A 13,081-nucleotide genomic window follows, 5' to 3' on the forward strand; every position below is an offset into this window, starting at 1 on the left:
CTTCACCCCTTTTAATATTCAAGCGTTTGAATATCTTGTGGATTTGGATTGAGTTCAATAGATTTCACGCGCGCGTCATGCATATGAATCACACGGTCGGCAATCGGCGCTAAGGCTGAGTTATGCGTTACGATAATAACGGTTGCCCCTTGATTACGTGACATATCTTGTAAAATCTGAAGCACTTGTTTTCCGGTATGGTAGTCGAGCGCTCCTGTTGGCTCATCACAAAGCAATAACTTTGGATTCTTCGCAACCGCACGTGCAATGGATACCCGCTGTTGTTCCCCACCCGATAATTGAGAAGGAAAATTATTCATGCGGTGTCCAAGACCAACTGCCTTCAAGGCATCTTCTGCATCTTGGGCGTCTTTGACAATCTCAGCCGCTAGTTCCACATTTTCCTTTGCCGTTAAATTCGGTACTAGATTATAAAATTGGAAGACGAAGCCGACATCATCTCTTCTATAGTAAGTAAGTTGTTTTTCATCAAAAGCGGAAATGTCCACGCCGTCGACAAACACATGCCCGTCGTCGTTTGTGTCCATGCCCCCTAAAATATTCAGAACCGTTGATTTCCCTGCACCACTGGCCCCTAAAATAATGACTAACTCTCCTTTTTCAATTTCAAAATTCACATCATTATTCGCGACAATCTCTGTATCGCCGACTTGATAACGTTTATAGCTATTCTTCATTTCAATATAAGCCATGTCTATCCCTCATTTCTACAAACATCGTTAAATGAACAACGTGTTGATTATGTTCGTTAAATACTATATAATGGAATTAATCAAAAAACAATACACAATAATCAACAATGTGTTGATTTAAGAAAAGAGTTTAAACAATGATGACACAAAAACGGAAAACCACAACGAAAAGCGATTTAAAAGAAGCACTCACTAGACTGCTGGAGAAAAAAGATTTCGAAGCTATTAGTGTGAGCGATATCGCCAGAGAAGCAGGCGTGAATCGCGGAACCTTCTATCTCCATTACGTCGATAAATTCGATATGATGGACCAGCTCATCGATGAGATTTTACAAAATATCTTACTCCTATTAAAAGAAGGCAATCCAAAAAATAAAGAAGAGGCCTGTCCAGGAATCGTGAAAATCTTCGAGTATTTAAAAGAAGACTTCGACTTTATTCACGCAATGACCTTGAACCGATTCAACTACACATCGAAACTCGTTCATGACTTCCTATTCGAATTAACCAAGCAAATTGGACCGATTAAGGAAAACATCGCGATGGTCTACCCGCTGCCAGAAGATTACGCGCAAGAAGTGTTTATCTATAGCAACAGTGCGATTTTCTTCCACTGGATTCAAAAAGGTGGCGTGGAAAGCCCTGAAGAAATCGCAAAAATCTTTTTCAGAATGTCATTATAAAGGAGAAAACTCATGCAAAAGACAATTATGAAAGACCCACTCTTCCTAAGCCAAAAATCAACTGCTGCCGATCCGAAAATAGAAGCGCAAGTGGTCCTCGACTTACAAGATACGCTTCGTGCCAACCGCGACCGCTGTGTAGGAATGGCGGCGAATATGATTGGCGTGAAGAAGAACATTATTATTGTAGCGATTGGTCCGATGGATTTGGTGATGCTGAACCCGCGCATTACGAAAAAGCAAGGCCCATATGAAACGGAAGAAGGATGCCTGAGCCATACGGGCACGAAGAAGACGACGCGCTATCAAACGATTGAAGTAGCCTACACCGACCCGAGCGGCAAGAAGCACACGGGAACGTTCACCGACTTCACGGCGCAAGTCATCCAACATGAGATCGACCATTTAGATGGGGTGCTCATTTAAAATACGCAAACTTCCGTAATCGTATTTTTTGAGCTTCTAAACGGACGAGGATGTTGGCTTGTGCCGGGAAGGCGGGACGTGCTCCTTTCGACGGCGATGTAGTCATCTTCTTCGTTTCATATATTAAGAAAAAGAAAAAAAGAGAAAAGGGTTGACTCTGACGTAACGTAATAGGTTACACTATCTAGTGTTAGGAGTTGAGGTTATGTATTTAATCAAGCAAGTAAGTGAAATCAGTGGTGTATCGGTGCGCACTTTACATCACTATGACGAAATTGGATTGCTTTCCCCGAAGAAACAGGAGAATGGATATCGCTACTACAGTGATGAGGAGCTTTCCCAATTACAGACGATTCTCTACTATAAATATTTGGGATTTCCGCTGAAAGAAATAAAGTCCCTGATGACGCAAGACGAGGATGATCTGTTGCCCCACTTAAAGCATCAGTTGAAGTTAATGCAGAAAGAAAAAGACCGTCTTCTAACATTAATCGATACATTAGAAAAGACGATTGCGTCTACGGAAAGGAAAATGACGATGACAACCGAAGAAAAATTCAAAGGGTTCACCTTCAAGGATAACGAGAAATATAAACAGGCCGCGACTGAAAAATACGGCGAAACCGTGATGAATGAGGCCGAAGAAAGACAAAAAGGCAAGGAAGAAATCATAGCAGACGGCTTCAACAACATCTTCTTCGCATTCGCGGATAATATCGAAAAAGGCCTACCATCAACAGACGCCGTGAACGTGGACTTAGCAAAACAACTCCACCAACACATGTGCGCTTACGCGTTCGACTGCTCCATCGATGTCTTCTCAAGCATCGGATTCGGCTACGCGCAAAACGAAGAGTTCAGAACGAACCTCGATAAATACGGCAAAGGCGTTGGCCAATACGCTTGTGACGCGATTCAAGCCTATGTCGCACAGGAGAGAAAATAAGCAAAAGAGGAGTAAGACACTTGTCCTACTCCTCTATTTTTATCTCACAAATACCAGCTTTTCTGGTGTTGATAGTTCCGCGTCAAACACAAATCCGTCTTCGCTAAAAGCCTCCAACTGCTTCACGTCTGTTACTTGTTCGTGCATGGCAAAACCAACCAATAACCCACGCCCTTTTTTCGACGTCGTAGAGTGTTGTTTCAACTTTCCGTCTTTACGCTCGTAAAATTCCACCTCTATCCAGTTGTAACGCGAGCGCTCTAGTAAGGTGCTGAACTCATCACTGGCACAGTTCACCACCGTTTCCCCTTCTTCGAACAACTCGGCCCATTCCTCTTTCCAATAAGCCTTCAAGCGCTTCCCGTCCACGCGCAATGGTCGTAACATATCCAAGCGATACGGCTTCACAAAAGCATCCGGTGCCACAGCTCCATATAACGCAGACAAGATGCGTACATGCTTGCTTCCATAGCCTAAGCCTTCCCTCCATCCCTCTACTTGCTTCAACCAGCGAAATGCCAGTCCGTTGTAGAGTTCGATGGCAGGCGCAGCCTCTTCTACTTTCCACCCTTCGATGAACGCTTTGTTTTCGTCGAGCAACTTCCCTTTGACCCCAAGCACTCGCGCAAGGTCCTCTTCAGGCACCGCACTCACGGCTTCGACCACTTTTGCGGCTGCCGGGCTCACTTCCCAGTCACGTTCCTCTAATGCGTCACAATTCATTTCCTTTGCAGGCGATAGTATTAATTTCATCTCAGCACTCCTTTTCATTATCCCCCTTAGTGTACCGTACCCGACGTATTTTGACAAAACACAAGGAGCAATTTATACTGATTACTATCAACCTAAAAGGAGAATTCTATGCACGTTATCATCAATTCCATCGCCTTATTTTACTTATTACCATTCATCAGCGTTGGAGTCTATACGATTGGAACGCAAAAACATTCACTCGCCAACTTCCTACTATTCATTGGAGGGATTACGGCACTTCATTCCGCCCGTTTGATTTACGAAAAATCAGTCACTGGATATATCTTCTGGATGTTAGCGTGGGCAGTCATGTTATACGCGTCCTATTGGAACAATCAGCACGAAAAACCCTATAAAACAGAAAATCAAATGCTTGAGTTTGTTGTCTGCTTTGTCAATAGAAATCCATTTCCGGATAAAATTAAAGACCCAAACAAAGCACGTGCCATCGTTGCACTTGTCATCACCATTTTAATGATTATCGCTTAACAAGGAGGACCTCCTATGGGCTATGTATTCATCATCTTTTTTGTTCTTAGCTTCTTTATCGTCACATTCGCGCTCATCCATCTACTCGCAGGAGGAGCCGCTCTTTTAAAAGGAGACAAAACAACAGGAAACATCCTCGTTTTTGCAGGAGGGCTCATCGCACTTCCTACAATCCCACTACTCGCAGTGTTACCTGGAATTCCATTCCTAACATGGATCCTTGGGGCAACTCTTTGCTGCGTGGGAGCGTACATGAACGGAAAAGAAAAAGGCAACATCAACAAATCACATCACGCTGTCCGCATCACCATCGCAGTTCTTCTCACGCTCGGATTGGCGCTCGTTTAATGCGGTTTGCATCTTAGGGAGGATTTTTTTATGTGGGATTTATTAATAAAGTTATTTTTCTTAGTACTCAGTATCATTATTTACACTCTTTTCAATTTATTCGCTTTTTTCAGAACAAAGAATACGCCTGGAAACGACTATATTTTCCTTAGCGCACTCTGTTCTATCATCACACTTCCAATGCTATTCGGTTCCTATCCGCTTTCAATAGTGACTTGGATTGGCGGACTGGTGTTGCTGTTTATCGGTTCTAAAAAGAATCATGAAGCCAACGATAATTCCGACCCAACGTTTTACTTTATAAATATAACTTTCGGAGCTATTATTACAGTGTTTCTGCTGTTACTTGGACAATGATGTGGGAAAGGAGGTCCTTTGATGATAGGCTTTGAATTGGATGTTTTATATAACTTAATATACATGATTATCGGTTACTCCCTATTAAACTTAACTGTTAGCTTAATAGCTAATTTTAGAAAAAAGAATACGCCTGGAAATAACTACATTTACATGAGCATACTCTGTTCTTTCGGTACAATTCCATTGCTATTTCTTTACTATCCTCTCTCGTTAGTAGCTTGGTTTATCAGCATAGTGTTATATTGTCGCGGAGCTGAAATGAATCATGAAGAAAAAAAAGATTACATTCCACTGTCTTATTTGTTTAGTATAACGATTGCAGCGATTATTACATTGGCACTATTTTCGATATTTTCACTTCATTCATGATTGAACTATTAATTGTTTAAAGAAAGGAACTTTATATGCTCGGATTAATCATAAGTTTACAAGGGCTTGCTGTTATCGCTTTTCTCTTCGGAGCATTCAATGCTTCGAAAGGGTTAAAAATGTTTTCAGAAGATTATGGAGCGCCACAAGGCTACTTGATGTGCATCGGCGGAGCACTCACCGGTTTGTCTGCTACAATGTTTATGCCCATTAAACCAATGGGAATCATTCTTTGGATTATCGGTTCTATCTGCTGTTTCATCGGAGTTAGTTGGTATGATAAAACTCACAAAGATCAGATATCCGGACAAATCATCCGTATTTTCACGATGGTTTTTGTCCTTGTGATTCTTTATTTCTCCTACAACATCCCATATCATTAAAAAACGGGTCTTCCACTGCTATTTCATTTATAATAGAGTGGAAGACCTTTTTAGTACTCTTCGCATCATTTAATCTTATAGGGAGAATTTCTTATGCTTAATATAATCATTTTTGTATTGTTTATTGCCATAGTTACCTTCCTTTTCATTCTCTATCACATAGTGAGGGGCCTGAAAGTATTACTCTTTCAGAAAAATCATAAGGGTGGTTGGTACTTACTAATCGGTTCATCAATCCTAATTGCTCTCTTTATTTATACTAAATATGTTGATTTTTCTTCCGTTCGAAACTTTGTGACTCCAATGTGGTGTATTGGCGGTATCCTATGTTTTATCGGTGATTATATTGCCGATAAAGAATCTGGACAAATAAAACTAGCCCCTACCCTCATTCGAATCATCGCCTTTTGCATTTCACTTATTGCGCTCTCTGTATAAAAATACTAATTCCAAGAAGACTCGACCCGCGAGTCTTTTCTTATTTCCAGCACCCTAGTTCATTCAAACGTGTCTTATCCAAGCATTTCCACTATAATAAAGACGAAGGTATACTATCCCTTCGCATTTTTTTACGTAATTGGAGATATGATTATGGTTTTACTATTCTATTATATTTTTCTTTTTAGATTTATTATCTACGTCTTTCCTCTCTACCATATACTCTACGGATTGATAGCAGTTTTTATCCTCAAAAAGCCTAAAGCTGGCTTATGCCTCATTCTTGGCGGCGCAATCCTTGAAACACTTGCTTATTTCGTTTTTTATAGTTCTAATACTATTCCCTGGCTTAAACAATACCTTACTATTCCCTGGACGATCGGTTGCCTCCTATGCTATACCGGCATTTATTTAGTTGATAAAGAAAAAAATAAACTAAACCTCTTCTTCTTTTTCATCCAAACTATATGCTTCGCCTTCTTCCACTACGCCTTATCCAACTAACTTTAAATCAACCAAAGACTCGCGTGGCGAGTCTTTTCCTATTTCTAGCACCCCACTAAGCAGTTTAAAAAGTTACAGCACCCCATGTCGCGGATGTTCCGTAGTTGAACTCAGGCTCACAGGCCAGACGTCCATTTCCTGATATGTCCGCACGACTCGTTCCGAGTCCCTTGCGGCATATCAGTCCAATGATTCTGGCCTAAGCGTTCGCCTTCGTATCCTGTTGTTAGCGACGAATCACCACCTCAATGAAAAGCACCCACTGTCGCGGATGTTCCGGTGTAGACGAAGTAAATTAATATCGTTCAAAAGCCAGACCCTCTCATTTTTCGCTCAAAAAAATAAAGAAAAATTCGTTGAACCATTGTGTTTCGAAAAATAGAAGCTTGCGAGTTTCTTTGGATTCTCTCCAAACGCCTAAGGAGGATAAACGAAAAGAATCAGTTTATTGAAAGAATAGTGGGACTAAGCATTAAAACGAATTAGGGGACGTAGGAATTTATTCCGTACGTCCCCTTTGAGGCTTTAAAGGTGCAAGACCCAGGCTTGCACCGGTGCCCCACTATAACTCTTTCAATAATAAAACTGATTCTGAACTCGTTTATCCGACAACGCACTTTTCCTCTAAAATCCAAAGAAACGAAGCGAAGCTTCGCCTATTCTTTCAAGCACACACTCATAACACAATGGTTCAACGAATTTTATCCTTTTATTTCATCACCATTTAATTTGTTTTTTTGCACACAAAAAGCCGAGAGGGTTCTCGGCTTTTCAAGGCGATTATTTGTTTGCTAATAAGTCGCGGATTTCTTTTAAGTAATCTTCTGCAGTTGGTGCAGCTGGAGCAGCTTCTTCAACTTGATTTTTCTTAGCTAATTCAGAAGCTTTGTTCATACCTTTAATGATTAAGAACAATACAGCGCCAACGATTACGAAGTTGATGATTGCAGCGATGAAAGCACCGATACCGATTTGAGCAGAACCTAAACGGAATGAAACTGCTGCGATATCTCCTGTGTTTGCTACCATAGCGATGATTGGTGAAATAATATCATTTACTAATGAATCAATGATTGCTTTGAAAGCTCCACCGATGATAACCGCTACTGCTAATTCAACGATATTCCCGCGCATTAAAAACTCTTTAAACTCTTTTAACATAAATGTTTTCCTCCTTTGTTTTTTAGGTTAAATAATTACCTTAAACAGAATACTAAAATTAAAACTAAAATACAACTAAAAACATTCAGAAATTTACACTTTTCGTACATAATTTTGCGGAGTGTATTTTTCTACCGAAAATCCGACTTCTTCCCCTGCAGCCATGCGCGCCAACAATTCGCCAATCCAGACACCGCTCGTAAGCCCTGAAGAGCCCAAACCACTTGCCACGAAGGCATTTGTCGTGTTTGGAACTTCGCCAAAGAACGGTAGAAAATCGGAAGTATACGCACGCGTTCCTACGCGCACTCCACTGCGTTTGGCATTTTTTAAACTTGGAAGACTCGCGCACGCTTCTTCGTACATGCCATTCAAGAGCTCTTCATCTGGAACCAAATCGAAACCTTGCGTATTTTCGTGAGTCGCTCCGACTAAAATCTTACCATCTGGGAATGGAAGAATATCAATCTCACCATGCAACATGCACACTGGCCATTTCGACGTATCTTCGGTCGTTTCCAAGGTTAGTTCAATCAACTGACCCTTTTGCGGACGAACATCCACATAGTAGCCAAGCGGTTCGAGAAGTTCTTTCACCCACGCACCACTAGAAAGGACCACCGCATCGAAGGCTTGTACCTCGCCGTCAAGACGCACACGGACCTCTTCGCCCCTTGCTTCAAGCGTTACTTTTTCACGGACCACACGAGCTCCGTTCTTCTCTGCCTGTTCTAATAGAAGTGTCACAAGCAACTCGCCGTCCACGCGTCCACCGCCGCTACAATAGAGTGCACTGTCTGGATTCGACCAGCCCGGAATCACACGCGTCACGTCTTCTGGAGTTAAGGCACGCACCTCGCCAATCATCGGCGCATCCACGCGTCGCTCCACGGCCATCTCTTCGACCTTCGCCAATTGCTTTGCGGTATGCTTGAAAATGTACGCTCCGACTTGCTCATACGGCAACTCACTGACACCATCTGCACGCAACTGATCCATCAACTGCGGATAGTACGCCGCGCCGTGAGACACGAGTAGATACCAGTCTTTATTGCGACGTTGCGACAACCATGGGCAAATAATCCCGGCAGCCGCCTTCGTTGCTTGACCCACGCCCGCGTCAAATACCGTTACTTCGATTCCCTTTTTGCTGAGCTGATACGCCGCAGTCGCCCCAACGATACCAGCCCCTACAATCGCTACTTTCTTCGTCATCTTCTTCACTCCTAGCTGAAGTCTCTAGTTTCAAATTGCCCTTCGCGTTCAAACCACTCGGCCACTGTTAAAAGCAGTGCCTCTTGTCCACGCGCCGCCATTAACTGCACGCCGATTGGAAGTCCTTTTTCGGTTAAATGCACCGGCAAACTAATCGCTGGTGCGCCTGTAATATTGGATAATTGCGTAAACGGTGTCAGCGCAAGTGTTCGGTCAAACATGCGCCAAATCACACTTTGTTGTTCAGGCACACTTAGTTCGTCCATATGCTCTAACGCGTATCGCACCGATTCTTCCATCGGGAATTGCGTATGAAGCGGAGCCACATCGCTCACACTCGGCGTTACAATCAAGTCATACTGCTCATGCACTTTTTCCATCGCATGCGCATACGTGTCCCATTTCGACAAAGCCGCGCTGTAATCTTTAGCTAAAATGCGTTCCCCTGACTGGTAAATGCCCCAGGTCATGAGTTCCATATCGTCTTTCGTGAACTTGCGGCCAAAACTTGCCTCCATGCCTTGGAACATCGCCGCCGTCTCCACACTATTCATCACGTAGTAGTTCTTCATCACTTCCACGCCGTCGACTGGCCAGCCAATCGGTTCGACCACACAGCCGACACCTTCTAGGAAAGCCACGGCCTTACGAAGTGCCTCCTTGGCTTCTGGAGCGACCACACTTTCAATAGGAGACTTCTCAATCACGCCCACTCGAAGCGGACGGTTTGGAAGAGCGTCCCAATCTTTAATAAGCGGAGTTAAAAACGGACTGTCTTTTTGCTCGACTTGCATCCATTTCAACAACTCGCGGGTATCACGGACCGTCTTCGTCATCGCAAAATTCACCGAAGCGCCTTGCCAGCCACGATAGCTACCAGGGCCGACAGGAATGCGACCACGACTCGGCTTCAACCCGATGAGACCTGTAAAGCTCGCCGGAATTCGAATCGAACCACCGCCGTCACTCGCCCCCGCAATCGGAACGATGCCACCAGCCACGGCAGATGCCGCACCACCGCTTGAACCACCAGCGTTACGATTCAAATCATACGGATTATTCGCAGTGCCCCACAACTGCGGCTCCGTCATATTCTTAAAGCCAAATTCCGGCGTATTCGTACGTCCAACAATGATAAAACCCGCTGCTTCCAGACGCTTCACGAAATTATCGGTACGGTTTACTGGAATTCCCTTCAAGAGCTTACTTCCCGCACTCGATGGTTCCCCTGCTTGATTTTGCCCGAGGTCCTTCAAGAGAAGCGGTACCCCGCCAAACGGCAGCCCTTCAAACGAACGCGACCCTGCTTCTTCTAGCGCACGCTCTGCCTGCAAGTGCACAACCGCGTTTAGGCTTGGATTTCGTTGTTCAATTTTCTCTAATGTCTCTTGGACTAATTCCTTTGGAGATACCTCGCCACTAGCGATAGCCTCTCTCATCTCGATGGCGTCTTTCCACATAGTTTCACGTCCCTTCATGTCTTCCTTATTGTACAGTGAAACGGAAAGTCGGTAAAGGCTCATGCAGCAGGGACCACGTCGATACCGACAGAAAGTACTAGAATTTTTTGGAAACAAATTCAGAAAAAATGACTCCTATTACCGTTTATTCCTGACTTTTTCAACGTGATTTTGGAAATTGAAGAAAATATGAAGAAACTATTGAGAAATATATAAAAATCGGTAGTAAAAATTTATATTTGTGATATAATAATACATATAAACTATACCGAGAACAGTAACTAGACGGCTTTTTGCAAGGGTTGCTCTATTTTTTTGGAGATTTTAGTTACTTTTCTCACAATTTAATACCTTTAGGAGGAAAAATAATGAAAGATTTCATCAAAGGAAGACTCTCGAAGTTACTCTTCGTATTGTTCATCCCGATGTTATTATTCATGCTGGCCCCTCAATCAGTGGTGAACGCAGCAGACGTTAGTAATAACATCAGTTCATTGACGGTCTCTTCAAGCGAAATTACAGACGGTGGACAAACGACCGTTAAACTTACGTTTGACGAACACGCCCAAAAAATCAAAGCTGGAGACACTCTTGAAGTGACTTGGCCAAGTTCAGGCACTCTTCACGGGACTGGATTTAAGAAAACCATCCAATTGACCATCGACGGCAAATACGTTGGGGACATGGTCATCAAAGACGGTTCTGCAAAAGTAACATTCAACGACGGCATCACTGGCCTTGAGAACGTTCGCGGTTGGGGTGAATTCGAAATCGAAGGTCACAACGACACAGCAACAGACAAAGAACACGTTGGTAAATTCACCATCGTGAGTGGAGACAAATCTGTCGAATTGAACGTGAAGAAAATGGCGACTGGTGTAAACAACGCTCCATTCTACTTAAAAGCTGGGGATATGCACGCTGACGACCCTGAACACATTCTTTGGGCATTAACGATTAACGCGATGAACTTAGAAGTGGACGGCGACGTTCGTCTCGAAGACGAAGTGCAAGGCGGACACAAACTAGACCCAAACAGCTTTAAAATTACAACAACAGGAGCAAAACCTGGCTACTATTCAGGCGCTACAGCGATTGAAGATTTCAAAGCAGCATTCCCTGGATCAACATTTACAGTGGATGCTTCAGGAAAATTTGTAGTGACGATTCCTAAAGACCTAATCAACAAGACTGGCGTTCTTATTTTCTATCGTACAAAAGTAGAAAACGAAAACCAAAAAGACTTCAAGAACAACACAAAAGTTTGGTACCAAGTGAAAGGTGAAACCGCAGTTGTGGCGAAAGAAGTAAACGCATCTGTTGCAAACATCAATGCAAACGGTGGTGTTGACGGAGACCAATCACTTCCATCAATTCCAACAACGACAACAGTAGCAACAACTACTACTACGACAACAGAAGCTCCTACAACAACTACAACTACAACTGAAGCTCCTACAACAACTACTACAACAACAGAAGCTCCTACGACTACTACGACTACAACGGAAGCTCCTACTACAACAACAACGACAACAGAGTCTACAACGACTTCAACAACGACAACTGAAGCGCCAACGACTACTACGACAACAACAGAGTCTACAACGACTTCAGCAACGACGACGGAAGCTCCTACGACTACTACGACAGAAGCTACGACAACAACAGCAACTACAACGACAGAGTCTACAACAGCTGCGACAACAACTACCGAAGCTACGACTGCTTCTACGACAGCTGCAACAACGACTACTGAAGCAACAACTGCTTCTACAACAGCAGCGACAACAACGACTGAGGCGACTACTGTTTCAACAACTGCCGCTACAACAACATCTGAAGGCTCTTCTACTACAGAAGGCTCAACAACAGGCGTAACGACAGGTGAAACAACAGACGCTACAACAGTAACTCCTGCACCAGAAACAACAACAACGACTGTTACACCAGACCTACCAAACACTGGTACAACAAGTAACACAGCCGTAATTCTAGCAGGAATCATCGTAACAATCTCTGCGATGTTCGTTCTAGTTTCTAAAAAAGCAGAACAAAACTAATTAGACTTTACTAAAAAAGCAAGCAGCTAATGCTTGCTTTTTTCTTTGTTTAAACCGTCCTCCCCCTCCCCATAAATTTGTAAAAACTTTTCATATTGAAAATAAACAAAAATGTTGAAATATAGCTGTTTTTAGGGGAATGCTTTTAGGTATTTTCAATGTCAGGATTTAAAAATGGGGCAAAAACGAATGCCTCGCATTTGGTTTGAAAACCTATAATCCCTAATGATTATGCTATACTAGATATATAGTGTTGTTATTAATAAATGTCAGTGCGAGATCAAATCGGGATACTGTCAATAATTATGTGTAAACACTCAAGTAGAGTTACGGAGTGTTAATCCAATAATTATTGATAATATCGAATTTTTTTGGTAAGATAACTTTATTAATACCTAAATGGTGTGTAATTTTCTATCAACATAGTCAGGAGAAAAGGAACTTATGCTAAAAAAATTTAATGAATTGTCACTGAAAGATAAGGCTTATCTAATTGGTGGTTTGATCTTATTAGTCATTGTGATCGCCTTTGGTCTGCTCAATAGTCAAACAGTAACTGTCAGTCTTGTCTTTACACAACTATCTGCTCCCTTGATTTGGGTGATTTTTACTTGTCTAGTAATCGGGATCATTGCTGGTAGTGCTATTGGTATTAGCTATCACCATAGCAAGACTCAAGATCTGAGAAGCCGCATTGCTGAAGCAAAAGCGACTATCAATATAAAAGACAAGGAGCTTGTCCAGTACGAGGAACAGGTGCAACAATTAAA

The 13,081-nt window shown here is 42.7% G+C and carries 16 protein-coding genes; 11 read left to right on the forward strand and 5 right to left on the reverse strand.

The window, feature by feature from the left end; genetic code table 11:
* Positions 1 to 11 precede the first annotated feature (11 nt).
* Positions 12 to 713: an ABC transporter ATP-binding protein gene (locus O3798_RS07360; RefSeq protein ID WP_371464125.1), complete on the reverse strand. Its 702-nt coding sequence runs from the start codon at positions 711 to 713 to the stop codon at positions 12 to 14.
* A 140-nt stretch (positions 714 to 853) separates the two neighbouring features.
* On the opposite strand from O3798_RS07360, the gene O3798_RS07365 reads away from it, so the two are divergent.
* From O3798_RS07365 to O3798_RS07375, 3 genes are all read left to right on the forward strand, one after another.
* Positions 854 to 1,396 carry a TetR/AcrR family transcriptional regulator gene (locus O3798_RS07365; RefSeq protein ID WP_371464126.1) on the forward strand — a complete coding sequence of 181 codons (543 nt, stop codon included), beginning with the start codon at positions 854 to 856 and terminating at the stop codon, positions 1,394 to 1,396.
* Positions 1,397 to 1,408: 12 nt separating this feature from the next.
* A complete protein-coding gene (locus O3798_RS07370; protein ID WP_371464127.1) occupies positions 1,409 to 1,822 on the forward strand; it encodes a peptide deformylase in 414 nt (137 codons plus the stop codon).
* 205 nt (positions 1,823 to 2,027) lie between these two features.
* A complete protein-coding gene (locus O3798_RS07375) occupies positions 2,028 to 2,768 on the forward strand; it encodes a MerR family transcriptional regulator (protein ID WP_371464128.1) in 741 nt (246 codons plus the stop codon).
* A 39-nt stretch (positions 2,769 to 2,807) separates the two neighbouring features.
* On the opposite strand, the gene O3798_RS07380 is transcribed toward O3798_RS07375, so the two are convergent.
* On the reverse strand, positions 2,808 to 3,521 hold the full coding sequence (locus O3798_RS07380; protein ID WP_371464129.1) for a YaaA family protein: 714 nt from the start codon (positions 3,519 to 3,521) through the stop codon (positions 2,808 to 2,810).
* A 108-nt stretch (positions 3,522 to 3,629) separates the two neighbouring features.
* Between O3798_RS07380 and O3798_RS07385 the strand changes: the two genes are divergently transcribed.
* The 6 genes from O3798_RS07385 to O3798_RS07410 all read left to right on the forward strand — a co-directional run bounded on the left by O3798_RS07385 (position 3,630) and on the right by O3798_RS07410 (position 5,908).
* Positions 3,630 to 4,010, forward strand: coding sequence for a hypothetical protein (locus O3798_RS07385; RefSeq protein WP_371464130.1), 381 nt, complete (start codon positions 3,630 to 3,632; stop codon positions 4,008 to 4,010).
* Positions 4,011 to 4,025: 15 nt separating this feature from the next.
* Positions 4,026 to 4,358 carry a glucuronide permease gene (locus O3798_RS07390; protein ID WP_371464131.1) on the forward strand — a complete coding sequence of 111 codons (333 nt, stop codon included), beginning with the start codon at positions 4,026 to 4,028 and terminating at the stop codon, positions 4,356 to 4,358.
* A gap of 30 nt (positions 4,359 to 4,388) precedes the next feature.
* Positions 4,389 to 4,715: a hypothetical protein gene (locus tag O3798_RS07395; RefSeq protein ID WP_371464132.1), complete on the forward strand. Its 327-nt coding sequence runs from the start codon at positions 4,389 to 4,391 to the stop codon at positions 4,713 to 4,715.
* 21 nt (positions 4,716 to 4,736) lie between these two features.
* Positions 4,737 to 5,087, forward strand: coding sequence for a hypothetical protein (locus O3798_RS07400; RefSeq protein WP_371464133.1), 351 nt, complete (start codon positions 4,737 to 4,739; stop codon positions 5,085 to 5,087).
* 35 nt (positions 5,088 to 5,122) lie between these two features.
* Positions 5,123 to 5,470 carry a hypothetical protein gene (locus tag O3798_RS07405; RefSeq protein ID WP_371464134.1) on the forward strand — a complete coding sequence of 116 codons (348 nt, stop codon included), beginning with the start codon at positions 5,123 to 5,125 and terminating at the stop codon, positions 5,468 to 5,470.
* Positions 5,471 to 5,563: 93 nt separating this feature from the next.
* The gene (locus O3798_RS07410; protein ID WP_371464135.1) at positions 5,564 to 5,908 is read left to right on the forward strand and encodes a hypothetical protein; all 345 of its coding nucleotides are present in this window, start codon (positions 5,564 to 5,566) and stop codon (positions 5,906 to 5,908) included.
* A gap of 1,284 nt (positions 5,909 to 7,192) precedes the next feature.
* Here the strand turns inward: O3798_RS07410 and mscL are convergent.
* The 3 genes from mscL to O3798_RS07425 form a co-directional block, all read right to left on the reverse strand.
* Positions 7,193 to 7,573, reverse strand: coding sequence for a large conductance mechanosensitive channel protein MscL (gene mscL / locus O3798_RS07415; protein WP_371464136.1), 381 nt, complete (start codon positions 7,571 to 7,573; stop codon positions 7,193 to 7,195).
* Between the two features lie 93 nt (positions 7,574 to 7,666).
* Positions 7,667 to 8,788: an NAD(P)/FAD-dependent oxidoreductase gene (locus tag O3798_RS07420; protein WP_371464137.1), complete on the reverse strand. Its 1,122-nt coding sequence runs from the start codon at positions 8,786 to 8,788 to the stop codon at positions 7,667 to 7,669.
* Between the two features lie 11 nt (positions 8,789 to 8,799).
* Entirely contained in the window at positions 8,800 to 10,266 is a 1,467-nt protein-coding gene (locus O3798_RS07425; RefSeq protein WP_371464138.1) for an amidase, read from the reverse strand.
* 350 nt (positions 10,267 to 10,616) lie between these two features.
* Here O3798_RS07425 and O3798_RS07430 point away from each other — a divergent pair, with 350 nt between their 5' ends.
* Both O3798_RS07430 and O3798_RS07435 read left to right on the forward strand, forming a co-directional pair.
* Positions 10,617 to 12,311 (forward strand): LPXTG cell wall anchor domain-containing protein, encoded by a 1,695-nt coding sequence (locus O3798_RS07430; RefSeq protein ID WP_371464139.1) that lies wholly within the window; start codon positions 10,617 to 10,619, stop codon positions 12,309 to 12,311.
* 444 nt (positions 12,312 to 12,755) lie between these two features.
* Positions 12,756 to 13,081: lipopolysaccharide assembly LapA domain-containing protein (locus tag O3798_RS07435; protein WP_371464140.1), on the forward strand; the 326-nt coding region annotated here is incomplete at its 3' end.

The organism is Granulicatella sp. 20925_1_45, assembly GCF_041433555.1.
Classification (GTDB): domain Bacteria; phylum Bacillota; class Bacilli; order Lactobacillales; family Aerococcaceae; genus Granulicatella.